Genomic DNA, 21,470 nt, shown 5'->3' with positions numbered 1-21,470 from the left:
CTGCGGCCTATATTTTTTTCGCACTCAAATGCATCACAAAAAAATTATATAAGATCGCGAGAGCTGCTACCACCTGATGGTATACACGTATTCTGTTTCCGAGCTCTGCACAAGGATCCAGGACAGGATAGCCGGGGATGTGAGGCTTCATGATGTCTGGGCGCGTGGCGAGCTCTCGAATGTTGTGAACCACAGCTCAGGCCACCGGTACTTCACTCTGAAGGACTCTGAGGCCCAGATCTCATGCGTCATGTTCAGGAACCATGCAGCTGACCTCGATTTTGCTCTCAGGGACGGCATGAACGTCAGGGTCTTCGGTGATGTTGGATTCTACAAGGCGAGGGGTGATGTCCAGCTCCAGGTGCGATTGATCTCTCCCGACACCGGCATCGGGAGGAGCGCGATGGAGCTCGAGGTCATCCGGAGAAGGCTTGCAGCTGAGGGGCTCTTCGCTCCTGAGAGGAAGAGGCATCTCCCAAAATATCCGGAGAGGATCGGGATCGTCACATCCCTGGATGGGGCTGCGCTTCGAGATGTTGTTCGCTCTCTTGGGAGATATCCCGCGAGGATCGTACTCTCGCCGGCGACCGTGCAGGGGGATGCAGCTGCGCAGAGCATGATACTCGCTTTGAGGGCTCTGCGCGGGAGGGCGGACGTCATAATACTATGCAGGGGTGGCGGCTCTGCTGAGGATCTCTCGCCATTCAACGACGAGCACCTAGCGCGGGCGATAGCTGAGTGCGATGCTCCTGTCATATCAGCGGTCGGACATGAGGTTGACGTCACAATCGCCGATCTGGTCGCGGATGCGAGGGCGTCGACGCCGACAGCTGCCGCGAGGCTGGCAGTGCCTGATGTGGAGGAGATCAGGCTGCGCCTCCGGAACCTGGAGGATCGCATGACATGGGCCATCGATTCGCAGCTGGAGCGAATCAGATCCAGACTGGATTACCTCGGAAGGGGCGTTGAGGCCCGCCAGATGTATGCCCTCCTCGATAGGAGGAAAATCAGGCTTCGAGATCTCTCGAGGAGACTTCTGGATGCTGAGATCTCGATCTTGGACTCCAGAGAGAGAAGGCTTGAGCTCTCCAGGGCAAGACTGGATTCTGCGAGCCCGCTCGCACTGCTATCAAGGGGTTACACCATGGTTGTAGGCCCATCCGGAGTCGTGTGCCGTGCAGCAGATCTCTCCAGGGGTGAGGATATCAGGCTTGTGTTCTCAGATGGTGAGGCGTGCTGCAGGGTGCATGGAATCAGGATCAAATCCACGAGAGGTGGTTTGGACTGAGGCTGGAGGACATCCGCCCGAATATCTCCCTGCGCGGGGTGCTGCCTGACTCCACTGTGACTGTGGTGAGCGTGCGGTGGCACGGCCCGAACGCGCTGAGCGTGATCTACAGGACGCCATCTGGGCGTGTTGCTGAGGAGATACTCTACAGGGATGATGAGCAGCGCCTGGAGCCGGCTGAGAGGCACCAGTGGAGCTTTGGAGGCGATGGCAAGCTCTTCCGTCTGGTATCCGAGGCGTACAGGATCAGAATGGCACATCTATTCGATCCGCTGCTAGCAGTGCACACATCTCTCGTCGAGCCCCTGCCCCACCAGATCTCAGCGGTTTACGAGATCATGCTCCCGCGCCAGCCTCTGCGCTTCCTCCTTGCCGATGATCCGGGCGCGGGGAAGACGATCATGGCAGGGCTTCTGATAAAGGAAATGATGCTCAGAGAGGATCTCCACAGATGCCTCATAGTCTGCCCTGGAAGCCTGGCCGAGCAGTGGCAAGATGAGCTGTACCAGCGATTCCATCTTCACTTCGAGATACTCACAAATGACAAGCTAGAGGCTGCGAGAACCGGAAACTGGTTCCTGGAGAACGACCTGGCAATCGCGAGGCTCGACAAGCTCGCCAGGGATGAGACGCTCCACGACAAGCTCCGCGTTGATGAGTGCCGCTACGATCTCATAGTATGTGATGAGGCGCACAAGCTCTCAGCCACGTTCTTCGGAGACGAGGTGAAGTACACGAAGCGGTACAGGCTCGGGCAGATTCTCTCCGGCATCACCCGCCACTTCCTGCTTCTCACCGCCACCCCGCACAATGGCAAGGAGGAGGACTTCCAGCTGTTCATGGCGCTGCTCGACAGCGATCGGTTCGAGGGCAGGTTCAGGGGTGGTGTTCACAGAGTTGATGTCTCCGATCTTATGCGAAGGGTGGACAAGGAGAGCCTGCTCAGGTTCGACGGGACGCCGCTTTTTCCGGAGCGCATAGCCTACACTGTACCGTTCAAACTATCCATGGAGGAAGCAGAGCTGTACAGGGAGGTGACCGAGTACGTTCGTGAGGAGTTCAACAGGGCGGATGCCCTCGCAAACAACAAACGTGCTGGGACGGTGGGTTTTGCGCTGACGATTCTGCAGCGGAGGCTTGCATCCTCGCCGGAGGCGATATACCGGTCGCTGCGCAGGAGGCGGGAGCGGCTGGAGAAGCAGCTTCATGAGATGAAGAATCGGAGGATGAATGCAGCGGGCGGGCTGGAGCTGGATGCGGAGGAGCTGGAGGAGCTTGAGGACGCGCCTGAGTCTGAGGTATACCTCATAGAGCAGGAGGTGGTGGGCCAGGCCACAGCAGCTCAGACCATCGATGATCTCAGATCTGAGATCGAGACGCTGAGGCGGCTTGAGGATCTCGCCGGGAGGGTGCGCAAGAGCGGCAGGGATTCCAAATGGGTTGAGCTTTCGAGGGTTCTGAGCGAGGTGTTTGAATCAAAAGATGCAACAATCAGATCCAGCTCGATCTCCAGGGAGAAGCTTGTCATATTCACAGAGCACAGGGACACTCTGAGCTACCTGGCAGACAGGATACGCTCCCTTTTCGGGCGGAATGAAGCGGTTGTTACGATACATGGGGGTATGAAGCGGGAGGAGAGGCGGAGAGCTCAGGAGGTTTTCCTCTACGATCCAGAGGCAAGGGTGCTCGTCGCAACCGATGCAGCCGGTGAGGGCATAAATCTACAGAGAGCGCACCTGATGGTGAACTACGATCTGCCCTGGAATCCAAATCGAATTGAGCAGAGGTTCGGGAGGATACATCGAATCGGACAGACTGAGGTGTGCCATCTCTGGAATCTTGTTGCTGAGGATACGCGAGAGGGCGATGTGTATCGTACGCTGCTCGAGAAGCTCGACCGGGCACGCGAGGCTCTGGGGGGAAGGGTCTTCGATGTTCTCGGGAAGCTCCAGTTCGATGGGAGAAGTCTGAAGGATCTGCTCATAGACGCTATACGGTATGGTGACAGGCCCGAGGTTCGTGACAGGATAACGAGGGCGATAGAGGGGGCCGTGGACCGTGAGCGCCTGATGGAGCTGATCGAGGAACGGGCGCTCGCACGCGATCTGATGGATGTGGGGAAGGTCGCCAGGATCAGAGAGGAGATGGAGCGTGCAGAGGCCAGGAGGCTCCAGCCCCACTACATCGAGTCGTTCTTCCTTGAGGCTTTCCGGCATCTCGGCGGGGCGGTGCACCAGAGGGAGGGCAGGCGCTATGAGATCAGGAGGGTGCCGGCGGGCATCCGCCAGCACGCAAGATCGAGAGACAGGCAGATACTGGAGAGGTATGAGCGCGTCGTCTTCGAGAAGGAGCTCATCGCGCCGCAGGGCGTGCCGAGAGCTGCGTTCCTCTGCCCCGGGCATCCGCTTCTTGATGCGGTCATCGATCTGATCCTTGAAAAGCACCGCGATATCCTTCGCACAGGCGCTGTTCTTGTGGATGATCGCGATAATGGAAAGGATCCGCGGGTCGTCTTCTACATGGAGCATGCGATTCAGGATGCGAGCACTCTACCGTCAGGCGAGAGGCGGACTGTGAGCAGGCGCATGCTCTACGTCGAGGTAGATCGCTCCGGTGGTGTGAGGCACCTGAACAGTGCTCCGTATCTGGATCTGAGGCCGCTGGCTCCGGGCGAGCCATCGCCTGCTGAGATCCTGAGCAGACCGGAGTGTGCCTGGATCGGACCTGAGCTGGAACAGAGGGCTCTGGAGCATGCAATTGGTGAGATGGTTCCTGAGCACCTGAGCGAGGTCAGGGCGCGCAGGCTGGAGATGGTGGAGAGGACTCGCGCCGCGGTCAGGGAGCGTCTCACCAAGGAGATCGCCTACTGGGACCATCAGGCGGAGAAGCTCAAGCTTCTGGAGCGCGAGGGAAAAGCGGGAGCGCGGCTGAACTCACAGGAGGCGAGGAGAAGGGCGGATGAGCTCCAGGCCCGGCTTGAGAGGCGGATGAGGGAGCTCGACCTGGAGAAGCAGCTATCTCCGATGCATCCCGTTGTCATTGGCGGGTTCCTTGTCGTGCCAAGGGGGATGATCGATGCATTGAGTGGTAGAGATGTTGCGGGGTCAGAGGACGTGGATCCTCAGGAAGTCGCGGCTCGCGCCCGTAAGATCGTGATCGATCTCGAGCGGAGGCTCGGGTATCTGCCCATCGACAGGGAGGCGGAGAGGATCGGATACGACATAGAGAGCAGGGATCCCAGAACCGGGCGTCTCAGGTTCATCGAGGTCAAGGGCCGGGCCTCCGGAGCCAAGACGCTCACGGTGACGAGAAACGAGATCCTGACGTCGCTGAACAAGCCGGATGATTACATACTGGCGATCGTTGAGTTTCTCGCTGGCGATGAGCACAGGGTGCATTACATAAGAAGACCGTTCCGGAGGGAGCCTGACTTCGGGGTGACGAGCGTGAACTACGACTTCGAGGAGCTGCTGGCGAGAGCTGAGGAGCCGGCGTGAAGGTGACCTCCTCTATGGCCTGAAGACCTGGGTTTGCGTACTGAGTGTTTACCATGAAAGCACGACATGGAGGGTTGACCTTCCTTGTCGGGTTGTTTGGACGAAACCAACCCGCATCTCAAACGCTTTCATCCTTTTGGCACGCCTCTAATGTCGCATGCAGCGTTTCAATAATATTGGTACCTTGACATTGTTTCTACCACTATCTTCTGCTTGAGTTGCTGTGTTGGATAACCTCTCGAGATAATGTCTCAAGATATCGATTCTGATCTATTATTCACGCATTGCTGGAATCGTCTTCTGGTTGCGGATTTTCATAACTTCTCCAACACAGCAGCTTGAATTAAAATAAAATATATTAGATTCATGTTACTTTCCGTCACGTTTTTGGGTTGATACATGCGATGTGAGCAACTGCGCTCATCAATAAATAGGGTTTGCTGTTAAACCGCGGTCTTGGGAACTGCAGCAGGTTTGTGAGGACCGTGCACAAAAACACTTCAAATTTGGATACGTAAACGGATCATGTAGAAGACCGCTCGATGGTCAGCTCTACCTCCCAGATAGTTGGGCGATAACAACAAGTTGCGCAACGAATGCAAGAGGCCAAGCATAAAGCCAGAATCTCGGCCAGAGAGTCGCGTCATCGAATATCTGCGGCATCACATTCTAAATAGTAAGAGATGACAACATAAAGCCCTTGAGAATAATCAAAAGAGCAAACATGGAGAGGTGGTCTTCGAGAACGGGTTTTATATTGGCAGCAATAGGATCAGCCGTAGGCATAGGCAATGTTTGGCGATTTTCATCGGTAGTGGGGCAGAATGGAGGAGGAGCTTTCCTAATACCGTACCTTTTGGCAGTTCTTCTGTTCGCCGTTCCTCTGATGATCCTCGAGATGGCTGTAGGAAGGCATTTTAGAGCGGATGTGGTCTCGTGCTTTGGCCGTGCTGGCGAAAAGTTCAAGATATTGGGTTGGATGATATGTACGACACTTCTCTTAATCCTGAGCTACTATCTGGTGATCACCGGCTGGACTATGGCGTATCTGGTCTTCTCACTTCTCGACCTCAAGATAGCCTTTTCTTCGTTCACCTCCTCGTTGCAGCCAGTAGCTTACTTTTTGATCTCAGCGCTGGCAACTGGCGTGATTGTTTGTCTGGGCGTTCGAGCGGGCATTGAGAAGATAGTATCCACTTTGATTCCATTTGCATTTCTCATCCTGCTGATTCTGGTATTCTTCTCCATCACTCTTCCAGGTTTTCATCCTGGGATGAACTTTTTCCTTAGCCCTGATTTCTCCATGCTCGCCCATCCAAGCGTTTGGAGCGCTGCTCTGGGTCAGGCTTTCTTCTCCCTATCAGTCGGCATGGGCATTCTAATCACATATGGGGCATATCTCGATGATGAAACCGACATACCACAATCCGCTTTGGTCATCACTATCGCTGACCTTGCTGTCGCCATGCTGGCAGGAGCCTATATCTTTTCTCTAGTCTTCACCTTCGGTCTAGAACCCACTGCAGGCGCTGAGCTTGCCTTTACCACTCTGCCCGAAGGCTTTGAATTGATGCCACAAGGTCGAGCTTTTTCGACGGCTTTCTTCGCTCTTCTCTTCTCCGTAGCTATCACCTCAGCAATATCGATGATGGAGGTGATTGTGGCTGCCATTATTAGAGAAACCAACATGAACAGGACAAAGGCAAGCATTTTCCTGACAGTAACCATTATGCTGATAGGTCTGCCTTCTTGTCTGAGCTACAGCTCAGTCGATCTAAATATGCTTGGGTCAAAGATCTTAGACCTGATGGATAAGACTGTTGGAACGATAGGACTGCCAGTAGCTGCATTTCTTGTTGCAGTCGTCTTCCGGTGGTACACGGATAGCGATATCTTAATCCGCCAGGTCCATCTCACAGAGAGGCGGCTTATGCTTCTCTCTCTACTCACAAAATATGCCATACCGGTTGCTTTGCTGATAGTTACAGTTTCAAGATTCGTTGGCCTGTGATCAATGAAGCCATCATTTTTCGTCGTGGCCGGCGGCCGCATCATCCTGATCGGGCGGGTTGATGAGATCAGGCACATCCAGGGCAGAAGCATGCAGCCCCATCACTGTGGATGTCTTTCTCAATTCCCTGATGATGGATCCGATTCTCTCGAAGGAGAAGAGTATCTCTGAGAACATCTTGCTGTAAGAACTCTTGGCAGCCAACCTGATCAGATATCCCTTATAATTCCAGTTCAACAATTGACGGAGACGCTCATCATTTAGGCGCATTTGTTTCTCAATATCCTCCGGCATTTCCGGGAATGTTGCCAAAAGATATTCTATATTCTCCCTGCAAAGGACCGCCATGTCCTGAATGCCAGTGTAGGATTCTGGTGATAGTGCAATTTTCTTATCCTTCATCATCTCGAATACTTTTGCCATTGATACCATCTGCTGCGCCATCAGGCCGCAGAGGTCGGCAACTCGTGCAAGTATAGCGAGACGAGCGGCACCTTCAAGAGATATCTGACGATCTAATAGTGACATGATGGCAGATATGATCTGTGAATGCAGAAACTCGACGTAGTCTCTCAGCTGCACAACTCTTGAACACATGTCGATCTTGCCATCTGCGACCTTCAGAGCGCTCTCAAAGATATCTCCAGTGACTTTGAGCATGTGCCCAATCTCTTTTTCCACCAGAATAGTCGCGGCTGAGATGTCCGCTGGGAGTTCCGGTGTAATATGTTTTGTGACGAAGACTATCTCTCCGTCCTTTTGCGGCAGAAGGTACATGATCAGGCTGGAAAACGGCTTTATTGCCAGCAGAAATATCACCGAACATGTGGAGTTGAAGATAAGATGGGCATTTGCCACTTGCTGAGCAGCAGAGCCGCCCAGCTCTTCGATCAGCAGCGAAAAGCCATCTATAAACGGCAGAAAGAGCAGCACACCCAGAAAATTAAAGAGAAACTGAGCAACTGCAGTACGCTTCGCCGCTGTGTTCATGCGCAGGGATACGATAAGCCCTGTGATTGATGTGCCGATATTGGCTCCCAGTATTAACGGTACGGCCTGTATAGTGGTGATCAGACCGCTTTGTGCCAGGACAACAACCAGCCCTGCAGTGACCGAGCTAGACTGGAACAGGTTTGTTATAATAAAACCGATGGCGACTGCCATTAAGGTATTGTCTGTCGTGGCTATAAGAGATAGAACGCCAGGGTCTCCCTGCAGAGGTGCAACCACTGACGAAATCAAATTAAGGCTATAGAATACAAGCCCGAAATAAAATATCGGCTTTCCAAAAGCCCTGTAAGGTCCACGAATTATGCTTATCACAAACCCAAGGATAATAAATATTGGAGCAAAGGCCGTCAGCTTGAGGGCAACTAGCTGTGCAGTAAGAGTTGTGCCAATGTTCGCACCTATAATTATCCCCAGGGAACCCAAGAATGATATCGCTCCGGAGTTTACGAGCCCCACAGCGATGATTGTTGTAGCAGTGCTGGATTGGACCATTGCAGTAACTGCCGCGCCCGCAAGCGCGCCACGAAGAGGTGTCCTTGTCGCTTTTTGCAGAGCGGATCGGAAGCGTTCACCAGCTACATGTCGAACTTCTTCAGAGAAATTCTCAATGCCGTAAAGGAATAAAATGACAGCAGGAATAACGGCGAAAAGCAGATCTAACATCATCTTATTTCAGATCCCTCAAGCTATTCGGGGAAGATTATGCCCGCATCTCCTTTTGCTTATATGCTTCAGTATCTACACCCGGTTACCAGATGAGGATTCCCAATAAAAACCTTATGCTCAAACGAAAGCAAGCCCAGTCATACACGAACAATCAACACTTATTTTAAATTTAAAACCGCACAGCTAGCTGCTGGATGCACCGTAGCCGTTTGACTAGTACTCGTCTCAAAATAGCGATGCGTACCGTTTTTAACCGAACAGAGATTACACGTGAGTAATCAATGCCCTTAGCACCAAACCGATGTGAAATCTAGATCCTGATGGAAGTCTGCGTAAATAGTTTTGAGACCAGCTCTACCAGAAAGCACCGGAGAATTCCGGTCTTGAAGAATGCAAAGGATACCGAAAATATTTTCAGCAAGTCGATCCAAAATCAATCCCAGTGATCTTAATGGTAACGATAAGTGGAAGACCAAGCAGATTGGAAGGAAGCCTACAAGTGGACGAGGGGTTTGTGCAGGAGTTCTACATGACCGCAGATGAGGTGACGAGCATGCTTAGAAGCCTCGCAGATGTGGTCGAAATCCAGGGGGAAGTTAGAGGCATCTACAAGGGATTGGACTCTTCCAACGAGCCTGATAGAAGCCATTAAGGTTGATTGGGGTGCAGTACAAGCACGATCCTTGGAAGAAAAGCGGTTGAGGTTCATGTGAAGCTTAAAGAGAATCCCTAAAGTCGTATTCATGCAGAAGGAGATCCACTCTTACCTGGAGGAGAATGGGGACCTCCAAGTGCAAATCAAATTTAACTCGGCTCAGCTCTCCTCTGCAAATGTCCTAAGATCTTAATTCATAATCCCCCAATAACTGCGCATCAAACTGGGAGACGAAGCTGGAAGACGGAGTGCTAGAGATGATTCTAAAAACGGTGTTTTTGGGTTTAGACGCGGGTGGGAAGGCCGTTGCAGTACTGCATGAACAAGACGCTGAGCAGCTAGGAGCTATGAGCCTGGCAAGGATCACGATCCGAACTGATGTGGTGGAGCAGACAGCGATAGTTCACACATCCACCGACCTCGTTCAGCCGGGTCACATAGGGGTATGCAAGAAAGTTTGGGCCGCCCTTGGCCTCGAGGAGGGTGTCGATGTCGAAGTAAATGTTGCGCCCTTCCCTGCCTCTCTATTATTTATCAGGAACAAGCTGATGGGACGAAAGCTGGTATATGACGAGATCCTGAATATCGTTGAGGATACGATTGGGGGAAAGCTGAGCGATGTGGAGATAGCCGCCTTCGTGACCGCGTTGCATTGCTTCGGCCTGGATCTTGACGAGGCTACAAACCTCTCGCGTGCCATGGTGAAGACCGGCAACATGCTGAAGCTGGACAAACAACCGGTTGTTGATAAGCATTCTATAGGAGGTGTGCCTGGAGACAAGACTACACTGCTTGTGGTCCCGATTATTGCAGCATGCGGGCTCCCGATACCCAAAACCTCTTCCAGGGCTATCACATCTGCAGCCGGGACTGCAGATCGAGCAGAAGTACTGATGCCCGTAAGCCTGGATATGGGAGAGATGCAGGAGGTGGTGGAGAGAACAGACGGTTGCATTGTCTGGGGAGGCTCTGTCCATCTAGCCCCTGCAGACGACATATTCGTGAAGGTAGAGTACCCTCTATCAATCGATCCGCTCCTGCTCCCCTCGATCATGAGCAAGAAAAAGTCTGTCGGTGCGGACCTCCTGGTAGTCGACATCCCTTGCGGGAGGGGCGCTAAGGTTAAGACGATCGGGGAGGCGGATCTATTGGCCAAGGATTTCATGGAGATCGGCAGCCGCATGGGAATGCAGGTACGATGTGCTGTCACATATGGCGAGCAGCCGGTGGGCTACGCTATAGGTCCCTCTTTAGAGGCAAAGGAGGCATTGGAAGCTCTTATGAACCGAGGAAGTGCTTCGGACGTGGTTGAAAAGGCAATCGCTGTCGCTGGGATGATCCTGGAGATGGCTGGAAAAGAAAACGGACGCGAGCATGCAGCAGAGGCCCTAAGATCCGGAAAGGCCGAGATGAAGATGAGGGAGATAATTGAGGCGCAAGGAGGAGACCCACGGATAAATCCTGAAGATATTGCCCTTGGCAGCCATCAGTTCACACTTCAATCCGATAGGTCTGGGATTGTGCTATGGATCAACAATGCATTGGTCGCCGATCTGGCAAGGTTTGCCGGATGTCCGAAGGACTCCGGCGCCGGAATCCTCCTTCATAAGAAGCTCGGGGATATCGTGGATGAAGGTGAATCACTGTTCACCATCTATGCAGAGAGAAGCGCCAATCTTCAACATGCCCTGGACAAGCTAGAGAATTTCAGAATCATGGGCATCGGAAATAGAATTGAGATGCTGATTCATGAGGTCAAGGAGAGGCCTGTTACGGAGAGAACCTTTGCACTAGATAGGTAATGTTCCAATGGTGATGTATCAGGCAACCATCCAAAATATAAAAATATAATATTTATAAAATGATTTATGAGAATAAACGCGACTGGCGCGAATAGGTACTCTACCTAAGACGTGTGGATAAGCGCGAAAACAATTAGCCATCAACCACGCTGTGGGGCGCCGGAAATTTGTTAACCGGTCCATTGGTATCGATTTCCATACCAGCATTGCTCAAAATAAACACATCTAATGGGACTGCCAAATCTACACCCTCCTTTTTGACACCCTCATGTCCCGCGCAAGCTCTTTCGTTGCAGCACCTTTGCGGGTTTGACGAAGAATACTTTTCAGGAATCTACAAGCAACGACCATAGAGCATGGGAAAGATGGAAATAAGGATTTTGCAAGCTATACGCTGGAGGGGAAAGTGACATCCTATCGAAAAAAGCTCATCGAGGTCGCCCTGCCTCTCGATGTCATAAACAGAGAGGCATCGCGCGAGAAATCCATCCGGCACGGACATCCGAGCACGCTCCATCTCTGGTGGGCGAGGAGGCCGCTGGCCGCATCCAGGGCTGTGCTCTTCGCCCAGATGGTCGACGATCCATCTGCCTGGCCTGAGCTCTTTCTGACAGAGGAGGATCAGAAGCGGGAGCGTGATCGTCTCTTCTCGATAATCAGGAACCTCGTGCGATGGGAGAGCTCGAACGATGAAACAATTCTCACCGGTGCGAGGGATGAGATCTGGAAATCCTGGAGGAGGGCATGCGCTGGCAGCAACGATAAGGAGCTCTACGACCCGGGCAGGCTCCCCGGGTTCCACGATCCATTCGCTGGAGGCGGCTCGATACCGCTTGAGGCTCAGCGCCTCGGGCTCAGGGCATGTGCAAGTGATCTGAACCCGGTGGCAGTTCTCATAAACAAAGCTCTCATCGAGATCCCAGCGCAGCTTTCTGGAATCGGTCCTGTGAACCCGGCAGCGAACCGCAGGATCGGTTCTGATGGTACCCACGGTCTCGCAGAGGATGTTCCCTTCTACGGGAACGAGCTCCTCAGGGAGGCGGAGCGGAGGATCGGTCATCTCTATCCGAAGATAAGGATCACAGAGGAGATGGCCTCTGAGAGGGATGATCTCAGAGATCTTGTGGGAGAAGAGCTCACCGTGATCGCGTGGATCTGGGCAAGAACGGTGAGAAGCCCGAACCCGGCGTTCGCAGATATCGAGGTGCCGCTCATATCATCCTACGTTCTCTCAACGAGGAAGCACGCATACCTCGAGCCCGTGATCGATGGGAGGGAGTACTGGTTCAGGGTGCACGCAGGCGCTGAGGAGATGCCGGAATGGGCGAAGCAGGGTACTAAATCAGGCGGGAAAAACTCAGGCTTTCTATGTATTTTCTCGGGTATCCCGATATCTCTCGAATACATACGGTCCGAAGGAATAAACGGGCGCATGGGCGCACGTCTGATTGCGATAGTTGCAGACGGCCCGGGTGGTAGAGTCTACCTCCCAGCGATAAAAGAGCATGAGGAGATCGCAAGAAGCGCTATCCCGACATGGAAGCCGGATGTATCCATCTCTAGTGATACAAGGGACTTCAGAACGCCTCTCTACGGTCTCACCACCTTCGGCGATCTCTTCTCCCCGCGCCAGCTCGTGGCGCTCACGACATTCTCTGATATCATAAAGGAGACGATCGAGAGGGTGCATCGGGACGCGAGAGAAGCGGGGATCCCCGAGGGCGATGTGCTGGCGAAAGGCGGGAGAGGCGCCAGGGCCTACGCCGAGGCGATCGGCGTCTACCTCGCACTCGCTCTGGACAAGTGCGCAGATTACTCATCGACGATATGCGGCTGGCATTCAGGCAGAGACAACATTCGCAACACCTTCACACGCCAGGCGATCCCGATGACGTGGGATTACGCCGAGGCAAATCCCCTCTCCGGATCGAGCGGATCCTTCAGCTCGATGCTCAGCAATGTCGTGGAGGTCCTGCGTGCGGTGCGGCGGGGTCCTGAGGGCTCATCTCTGATCTCCGATGCCAGATCGCAGTCGTTAAGCAGAAACAGAATCGTCTCCACAGATCCGCCGTACCACGACAACATCGGATACGCGGATCTCTCCGATTACTTCTACGTCTGGCTCAGGAGAACCCTCAGAGACATATACCCTGAGCTCTTCGCAACGCTCTCAGCCCCCAAAAATGAGGAGATGGTCGTTGTTCCCTACAGGCACAGATCCAGGGAGGAGGCTGAGCGCTTCTTCCTGGAGGGGATGTCCCAGTCCCTGAGGAGGATCGCCGAGCAGGCGCATCCTGAGTTTCCGGTGACGGTATACTACGCTTACAAGCAGTCCGAGAATACAGGGAACGGGGCGAGGACCGGCTGGGAGACGTTCCTGGAGGCCGTTATAAATGCAGGGTTCATGATCACCGGAACCTGGCCTATGAGGACAGAGCTCGGGAACAGGACGAACGCGAGGGAGGCGAACGTGCTGGCGTCGAGCATAGTCCTCGTATGCAGACCCAGGCCTGCCGGCGCAGGAGTGGCCACCCGCAGGGAGCTCATCGCGGCGCTGAGACGGGAGCTCCCCCATGCGCTCAGAGTGATGCGGGAGGGAGGCATAGCGCCTGTGGATCTGCAGCAGGCTGCCATCGGCCCTGGAATGGCGGTTTACAGCAGGTACTCTGAGGTGGTGGAGGCCTCAGGGGAGAGGGTCAGCGTCGGCGAGGCGCTGAGGCTGATCAACGCAACTCTCGACGAGGTCCTGGCGGAGCAGGAGGGTGATTTCGATGCCGATACACGCTGGGCGCTCGCGTGGTTCGAACAGCACGGCTTCGAATCCGGCGCGTTCGGGGATGCCGAGACGCTCTCGAAGGCGAAGAACACCAGCGTCGACGGCATGGTGGATGCCGGAATAATCGAGTCGAAGCGCGGCAGGGTCAGGCTGCTGAAGCCAGAGGAGCTGCCATCTGATTATGATCCTACAGTGGACAAGCGCCTCACAGTCTGGGAGATGACCCATCACCTGATCAGGCTGCTCGAATCCGGTGGCGAGACCGCAGCCTCTGATCTCCTCTCGAAGCTCGGCCCGAACGCGGACTCCGCGCGCGACCTCGCCTACAGGCTCTACATGATCTGCGACCGCAGGAGGCGCTCGCAGGATGCTATCCGCTACAACGCCCTCGTCCAGAGCTGGCCTGAGCTGATCAGGCTCGTCAAACCCGCACAGAGGACGCTGGGATGAGAAGAGATGTCATGGAGGCACAGGAGATACCATGCGGTGGACGGGGAGGTCATTTTTGCAGATGAATCTGGAGACCTTGGTTTATCTGAAGCCTCCATAGGGGAGCACCCTTACTACACAGTAGGCTTCGTCCACTGCACCAATCCATCACAGTTACGAAAGGATTTAAAAAGGCTGCTGAAAAAGGTGCATGATAGCAAGAAATATCCACGCGATATAACAGAGCTGAAATTTTATCTTCCAACGACAAAGATGTTGCAGCAGCTCGACTACAGCGAAGAGGAAGTCAATAAATACGTGAGTAACCTTCCCGATGTACGCCAAAAAGCTATTGATATTATAAAGAAAGATGCAAAAATGGTGTTTGCAGCGGTTTTGGATAAAAGGCAGGCATACAACTCTTGGACTTCTGAACGCCTTGGAAACTTCGTGTTTGCTCAAACGCTGTTAATAAATGTAATGCGTGGTGTAAACGCACGATATCCTCCATCTGTTGTATATGACCGCGGTCGGCTCTCTCCAGCTCAAACCGAAGAGTTCAAAGATTACGTCAGCAACAAAGAGCGATACCTCGAATCGATGGAGCTTAAAGTTTATCAGGGAAAATTACCATGCCTGCAGGAGATGAGTTCACACATAGAGCCTGGTATATGGGCTGCAGATATAGTGGCAGGGGCGGCCAGTTGTAAATATGCTCATAATGACCGCTTCTACGTGGAGCGGTTTGGATCAAAATATAAAGAAAGGATATTCTGGCAAAAACAGCAGAACGGATAGACCCTTGGTATTCCCGATCAGGAACGAGCCCCTCTCGTCTAAATGGGTATTCCCAGATAGACATGGTTTCCCAAGGACTTACCTATCCATTACAGCAGTCTCCTTGATGATATTTAATTGTTTCCTGGGTGGCCCAAATAAATCCCTCTTCGATGTCACCCATGTGTTACCTCTTTACATATACCCGGATCTTTGGGTCTTTCCCATAAAGAGCATTTTTATCCCTCCCAGGCACAGTTTCCCCACATCCGACAAATTTATTTTCTTTAAGGCTGACAAAATGGCAGAGATTCCGCCCCGCGACGTGTACGGTCCTGCACTATCGACATAACCGCCTCGGATTCGCGGATGAACAGGAATGTGGTAAGATGTCCATCACAAACCATGAGCGTGTCGGCAAGGCGCTTGAGCTTCTGCGCCAGGGGCTTGCGCCTTTCGTTGAGCGTGAGATCAAGGAGGCCCTCAAGTCAGGCGCCATAACCATGGAGCGCCTCCAGAGCTTCTCTGAGGAGGAGAAGCTCGCCGACAGACACATCTCCCAGTGGGACGCGGCAGGTCTTCTCAAGCTGATGTGGGAGACCTGGAACGAGTGCTTCAAGCACACCCTCGGATTCTCTGAGAGAAGCCTGGTCTCAGAGCTGCGCGACTGGAGGAACAGATGGGCGCATCAGCACACATTCTCCAGCGACGACACATACAGGGCTATCGATTCTGCAGCGCGACTCCTGCGAGCTGTATCTGCTCCCCATGCAGAGGATCTGGAGCGCATGAAGCTGGAGCTCCTGCGCCTGAGATTCGATGAGCAGGTCAGGAACGAGAAGCGAAAGGCAGGGGGCTCTCTCATAGAAGCAGCTGCCACCGGAGGCCTTAAGCCCTGGCGCGAGGTCATCACACCACATCCTGACGTCGCAGCGGGCAGGTTCCAGCAGGCCGAGTTCGCAGCCGACCTATGGCAGGTCTATCTCGGCGAGGGGAACGATGAGTACAGGGATCCGGTCGAGTTCTTCAGGCGGACTTACCTCACAGAGAGCCTTAAGTGGCTCCTGGTCAACGCCCTGAAGCGCCTGAGCGGCATGGGCGGTGAGCCTGTGGTCCAGCTCCAGACGAGCTTTGGTGGTGGCAAGACACACTCGATGCTCGCTCTCTATCACCTCTTCTCAGGCACCCCTCCATCAGATCTCCCCGGCATAGAGGAGGTCATGAAGGCTGCTGGAGTGAGCTCTGTGCCGAAGGTGAAGCGGGTTGTGCTCGTCGGAAACCGGATCTCTCCAGGGAATCCATCGGTCAAGCCAGACGGCACGCGCATCTGCACCCTGTGGGGGGAGATCGCATGGCAGCTCGGAGGCCGCGAGGCGTTCGAGCGCGTCCGGAGCGATGACGAGCGCGCGACTAATCCCGGAGACGTCATGAGACAGCTCCTAAAAGAGCATGGTCCCTGCCTCATCCTGATAGACGAGTGGGTCGCATACGCCAGACAGCTCCACGATCTCGGTGATCTGCCCGCGGGCAGCTTCGAGACCCAGTTCACATTCGCTCAGAACCTGACAGAGTCCGCAAAGCTCGCGGATCGCGCGCTCCTAGTCGTGTCGCTCCCCGCATCGGATGCGTCCGGTGCTGACGACACAGAGGTCGGCGGGATCAGGGGGCGTGAGGCCCTTGAACGTCTGAGAAAGGTGATCGGCAGGATTGAATCGCCTTGGCGGCCAGCAACCGCAGAGGAGAGCTTTGAGATCGTCAGGCGGAGGCTTTTCCAGCCGTTCACGGATCCAGACCAGTTCAAGCAGAGGGATGTCATCGCCAGGGCATTTGCAGATCTCTACCGCAGCCAGCGGGATGAGTTCCCATCAGAATGCGCAGAGGCAGATTACGAGCGGAGGATCAGGGCTGCCTACCCGATACATCCGGAGCTCTTCGATCGGCTCTACTCCGACTGGTCATCTCTTGCGAACTTCCAGAGGACCAGAGGTGTTCTCAGGCTGATGGCGGCTGTGATCCACTGCCTCTGGAGGGACGGCGACAGGAACCCTCTGATTCTCCCCGCGTCTGTGCCAATAGACGATGACAGGGTGAGGTTCGAGCTAACCCGCTACCTCCCTGACAACTGGATGCCCATAATCGAGAAGGACGTCGACGGCCCGGACTCTCTTCCAAGAAGGCTCGACTCCGAGAACCCGAACCTCGGCAAGCTGCATGCCACCAGACGTGTCGCCCGCACGGTCTATCTCGGCTCTGCGCCTATGGCAGCAGCAGCGCATCGGGGCATCGAGGATCGCAGGATCAAGCTCGGCTGCGTGATGCCTGGCGAGCCTCCCGCGATATTCGGTGATGCCCTCAGGCGGCTCGCGGCCACGGCTACATACCTCTACCAGGATGGATCACGCTACTGGTACTCAACCCAGCCAACTGTAACAAAGCTTGCCGAGGACAGGGCCGAGATGCTGAAGCGCGATCGTGACAGTGTGATTCAGGAGCTAGAGCAGAGGCTCCGGTCGGAGGTTAGGAGGAGTGAGATACGCGTTCACATGCTGCCGCGCTCTAGCTCGGATATCCCCGATGATCTTGATGCAAGGCTGGTTGTTCTTCCCCCTGATCTGCCATACACCAGGGACGCGGATAATCCTGCGATGAAGGCTGCGGGAGAGATCCTGGAGAGACGGGGGAGCGCGCCGCGCATGTATCGCAACACCCTCGTGTTTCTCGCAGCTGACAGCATGCGCCTCAGCGATCTCGAGGATGCTCTCAGAAGATACCTAGCGTGGAGATCCATTCTCGATGAGAGGGAGGAGCTGAACCTCGATCCGCATCAGACAAGACAGGCAAGGGCGCAGATGGAGGATGCAGAGAGAGCTGTAGCTGCGCGCGTTCCTGAGACATATCAGTGGCTCCTCGTACCGGAGCAGAGCAGCCCATCTGCGCCTGTGGAGTGGAAGCAGTTCCGGCTCACAGGAAGCGAGGATATAATCACAAGAGCGATCAGGAAGCTCAAGCATGAGGGGATGCTCACAGAAAAGCTCGCACCAGCAGTGCTGCGCAGGTACCTCGACGAGATCCCTCTGTGGAGGGGTGATCACGTATCCGTGAGGCAGCTCGTCGAGGACTTCTCGAGCTACATCTACCTCCCCCGCCTTCGCTCTCCTGAGGTGCTTGCCGAGGCAGTCGCTGAGGGGATCTCGCTTATCTCCTGGGAGACCGAGACTTTCGCACTCGCTGATGGCTACGAGAACGGCCGCTACCAGGGCCTCAGGTACTGCCAGGCGGTGAGGATCACGCCAGAGAGCAGCTGCATTCTCGTCAGAAATGAGGCTGCGATCCGTCAGATCACAGGCGATGCCCAGGCCGCCGCAGCATCTGCGTCATCAAGTATTGGAGCATCTGCGTATGAGGCGGGCAGAACTGTTGTGAGGACCAGAGGGGATGTGCCCACAGAGACCCAAACCATCAAAAAACCTCCGCGCCGCTTCTACGCGGCTGTGGATCTGGACCCGGAGCGCGTGGGCCGCGACGCAGCCCGCATCGCAGAGGAGGTGATTGTGCACCTCCTGAATGGATCTGATGTGCAGGTGACGCTTGAGATCCAGGCCAGATCCGCAGAGGGCTTCCCGGAGAACGTCGTGCGGATCGTGAGCGAGAACAGCAGAGCCCTGCAGTTCAGGAACCACGGCTTCGAGCCTGAGTAGTTCAGAGCCGGACCAGGCGAGCCTCTCCGACGAAGCTCTGCGAATCTGTCATGGAAGCATTCTCCGGCTGCACGGGTTCTCATCGTATACAGCTCGAAACTGTTACATAGCGACCTGTGCAAATTACGTGGAGGATGTGACTTTCTTGAGGGTTGTGTTCTACTACAACGGTGAGTTCGGCGAGAGGGTCGTCGGCAATCTTCTCAACTACCCCGGATTCTGCATATCATGCGGTGAGGCGTGCACGCAGTGCAGGAGCGGAAAGTACAGCGGAGCTGAGGACATCGTGGCGGCGGTTGAGATGCCCGATCCATCGACTCTTGGAGATTTCATAGACGACGTTGAGCCGCTGCTTCCCCGGGTTCCAGAGGCGGATATCGCGATCGTCATAAATGTACATCCCGACATACTCTTCGGAATGCTCCCAAGAATGAGGGATGCGGGGATCAAAGGAATAATCGGATGCTCAGAGAGCCCGAAGGATATGCCTCTGGGGCTCAGAATGCAGGTGACCAGGGCTGCGGAGGAGCTGGGTATGGAGGCCGCGTTCTCCAAGCCATTCTGTGCCATGAAACCCGATCCTGCAAAGCCGAACATAGCAGCTTTTCTCAGTAGAGCGATGATCGGCGAGCCTGAGCTGGAGATGGTGCTCCGGAAGGGGAGGGAGGGGAAGGATGTGATCGCCGCGGTCAGTGTCATCAGATCAGCCCCATGCGGATCGACGTGGTTTGTGGCCAAGCGGCTGATCGGCGTGGAGAAGGATGATCCTCACCTGCACGAGAGGATCTCAGAGGCACACCATGCATATCCATGCACTGCGAGCATGGACCGTGATCCTGAGATCGGAGATACCGTGCTGCACAGGGCAGGGTACATCATAAGGGATAAGGTCGAGGAGGCGATCAGGAGAGCCGCGCCCGGGTAAGGTTTTTGTAATATCCTGTGGATATGTAAAATCATGATATTTCCATCATTTGCCCGGCCTCTCGCAGTGACGCTCGTGAGCGAAGCAGGCGCTGCGGATGCCAGGAGATGGCTCGAGAGGGGCAACTCTTACTTCAACTCGGGAAGATATGAGAAAGCCTTGGAGGCATACGATCGCGCTATAGAGCATGATCCAACAATCGTGGACGCCTGGAACAACCGCGGGATCGCTCTCTCGTACATGGGAAGGTATGAGGACGCTCTGAAGAGCTACGACGAGGCGCTCAGGCTCGATCCAAAACATGCGTTTGCCTGGAACAACAAGGGCATGGCCCTCGGATCGATGAGGAGATACCAGGAGGCGCTCGCCTGCTTCGACAAGGCCCTCGAGATCGATGCTTACTTCATAGGCGCATGGTACAACAAGAGCCACGCCATGGCAGCGCTCGGCAGAGCAAGGGAGGCGCGGGCTGCGATGATCACGGCAAAGACCCTCGAGAGCGCGGCAAGAAGGTGCAGGTGAGATCTAAGATGCGTCAAATGTGACCGCGCCCCTGCATTATCTGAGAATCGGGGCGGTCTCCGTCATGAGATCCGGCACCTCCGCGATTCGGTCGTGTACTCAGATCATCGAACCGAGGAGCATGTGACACCGCAGGTTTGTGATCTCTTGTGCCTGAGAATGCCGGTTCCTGAGTTTCCATTCAGTGATTTGAGTACATGACCCGCGATTCGTTCAGATCCGGGCAGCCTCCCTCATCTGGTCTTCAGGAGCCTCTGCTCATCGCCCTGCAGTCACTTCAGGATTAGCTATATATCCATGGTTTGATTCATACTGCGTTGCCCTTCTGCGGGACAGTAGGGTAGCCTGGTCCATCCTCGAGCGTTTGGGACGCTTGGACCGCGGTTCGAATCCGCGCTGTCCCATCATATTACCACAATTTCATCGCAGGAGCTGCATGCTCTCCTGATCTCGTCCAGCGGTGCGCCAGGAAAGTGATCCAGTATGCATATATCCTGGGGGCTCACAGCTGAGAAGAGCTTTCGTATATCCCCATGGTATACCTCTATCTCGCATGCGCCCCTTGCGCGCCCGACCAGCCTGGGACTGCCTCCAACCTGCTCATCTCCACGATCGAAGAGCTCTATGCTATCTATGCCCAGGATGTCCCTGTTGGCCTCCAGGTTTATGAGCACGTTCTCGATCGCCGGCAGCCATATGTCGTTCATCACGACCTTTTTCGCGCCGGCAAGTACACAGACAAGCCCGAGGGTTCCAGGCCCGCAGAGACCGTCGATCACGCTTCTTCCCGCGATCCTTAGATTCTCCAGAATCCGTATCTTAGGGTAGCTCTCCCTGGGAAACTCTATGTGTATCTTCGACTGGTTTTTGTATATCACAAGATCCCCGTAGATGCTCTGGATGATGTCACAGCGCATATCGCAGCCTGAGAGCAGCTCCCATGTGTGCCCTTTTTTATCAACAACGCCAGGTATCTGTCTGCTGCGTCTTATCACGCCCTTTACCTCCGGTATCTCGATGAGCCTGGAGGCAGCACTTCTGTTCACCCTCTCCATCAGCAGTATGAGCTGAGAATCGCCGAGGCGCGGTGGATATGGCAGGGGATAGCCAATCTCTATCATCGGCGAGCCGACGCTGCGGAGCGGCTCGCGATCGTCGCGAAGCCCCTCCTCGACGAGGAGATCCATCGCCTCGAGCATGACCAGATCCAGCGGTGCTTTCCCGCAGTGCTCGCACCTCTCCAGCCCTCCTATCTCGAGGGATCTCCGTGGGGCCTTCTTGTCAATATGCGGCTCATTTTTGCATTCCCGACACGCCATGTAAATATAATCGATGGAATTCAGAACATGAGCCGCTGGTCTTACGCATCGTCCTCCACATGATGGACAGTCCATGGTGAGAGCTGGTCTGCGC

Annotated in this window: 12 protein-coding genes and 1 tRNA gene; 11 read left to right on the top strand and 2 right to left on the bottom strand. The window is 54.7% G+C overall.

The features are described from left to right. Nucleotides 1–76: 76 nt before the first annotated feature. The 3 genes from xseA to QFX31_RS05125 all read left to right on the top strand — a co-directional run bounded on the left by xseA (nt 77) and on the right by QFX31_RS05125 (nt 6,796). Nucleotides 77–1,288: an exodeoxyribonuclease VII large subunit gene (gene xseA, locus QFX31_RS05135; protein WP_348531049.1), complete on the top strand. Its 1,212-nt coding sequence runs from the start codon at nt 77–79 to the stop codon at nt 1,286–1,288. Beyond that, entirely contained in the window at nt 1,234–4,785 is a 3,552-nt protein-coding gene (locus QFX31_RS05130; protein ID WP_348531048.1) for a helicase-related protein, read from the top strand. The genes xseA and QFX31_RS05130 overlap by 55 nt, the downstream gene beginning before the upstream one ends. 700 nt (nt 4,786–5,485) lie before the next feature. Beyond that, nucleotides 5,486–6,796, top strand: a complete 1,311-nt coding sequence (locus QFX31_RS05125; RefSeq protein ID WP_348531047.1) for a sodium-dependent transporter — start codon at nt 5,486–5,488, stop codon at nt 6,794–6,796. Nucleotides 6,797–6,808: 12 nt separating this feature from the next. Here QFX31_RS05125 and QFX31_RS05120 read toward each other — a convergent pair whose 3' ends face one another. Beyond that, a complete protein-coding gene (locus QFX31_RS05120) occupies nt 6,809–8,473 on the bottom strand; it encodes a Na/Pi symporter (protein WP_348531046.1) in 1,665 nt (554 codons plus the stop codon). Between the two features lie 442 nt (nt 8,474–8,915). On the opposite strand from QFX31_RS05120, the gene QFX31_RS05115 reads away from it, so the two are divergent. The 8 genes from QFX31_RS05115 (at nt 8,916) to QFX31_RS05080 (ending at nt 20,461) form a co-directional block, all read left to right on the top strand. After that, nucleotides 8,916–9,125, top strand: a complete 210-nt coding sequence (locus QFX31_RS05115) for a hypothetical protein (RefSeq protein ID WP_348531045.1) — start codon at nt 8,916–8,918, stop codon at nt 9,123–9,125. A 260-nt stretch (nt 9,126–9,385) separates the two neighbouring features. Continuing rightward, nucleotides 9,386–10,930 carry an AMP phosphorylase gene (locus tag QFX31_RS05110; RefSeq protein ID WP_348531044.1) on the top strand — a complete coding sequence of 515 codons (1,545 nt, stop codon included), beginning with the start codon at nt 9,386–9,388 and terminating at the stop codon, nt 10,928–10,930. Nucleotides 10,931–11,336: 406 nt separating this feature from the next. Beyond that, the gene (locus tag QFX31_RS05105; protein ID WP_348531043.1) at nt 11,337–14,156 is read left to right on the top strand and encodes a DUF1156 domain-containing protein; all 2,820 of its coding nucleotides are present in this window, start codon (nt 11,337–11,339) and stop codon (nt 14,154–14,156) included. A gap of 36 nt (nt 14,157–14,192) precedes the next feature. Further along, nucleotides 14,193–14,933, top strand: coding sequence for a DUF3800 domain-containing protein (locus QFX31_RS05100; RefSeq protein WP_348531042.1), 741 nt, complete (start codon nt 14,193–14,195; stop codon nt 14,931–14,933). Between the two features lie 368 nt (nt 14,934–15,301). Continuing rightward, nucleotides 15,302–18,610 (top strand): Swt1 family HEPN domain-containing protein, encoded by a 3,309-nt coding sequence (locus QFX31_RS05095; protein ID WP_348531041.1) that lies wholly within the window; start codon nt 15,302–15,304, stop codon nt 18,608–18,610. Between the two features lie 136 nt (nt 18,611–18,746). Next, nucleotides 18,747–19,535 (top strand): DUF166 domain-containing protein, encoded by a 789-nt coding sequence (locus QFX31_RS05090; RefSeq protein WP_348531040.1) that lies wholly within the window; start codon nt 18,747–18,749, stop codon nt 19,533–19,535. A gap of 33 nt (nt 19,536–19,568) precedes the next feature. Beyond that, a complete protein-coding gene (locus tag QFX31_RS05085) occupies nt 19,569–20,057 on the top strand; it encodes a tetratricopeptide repeat protein (protein ID WP_348531039.1) in 489 nt (162 codons plus the stop codon). Between the two features lie 329 nt (nt 20,058–20,386). Then, a tRNA-Pro gene (locus QFX31_RS05080) sits at nt 20,387–20,461 on the top strand. On the opposite strand, the gene QFX31_RS05075 is transcribed toward QFX31_RS05080, so the two are convergent. Next, a complete protein-coding gene (locus tag QFX31_RS05075; protein WP_348531038.1) occupies nt 20,462–21,376 on the bottom strand; it encodes a methyltransferase in 915 nt (304 codons plus the stop codon). Nucleotides 21,377–21,470: the final 94 nt, after the last annotated feature.

Source organism: Methanothrix sp. (assembly GCF_030055635.1).
In the GTDB taxonomy this organism is placed as follows: Archaea; Halobacteriota; Methanosarcinia; order Methanotrichales; family Methanotrichaceae; genus Methanothrix_B.
Note: the sequence above shows the minus strand (reverse complement) of the source record. Positions and strands in the feature narration are given on the sequence as shown.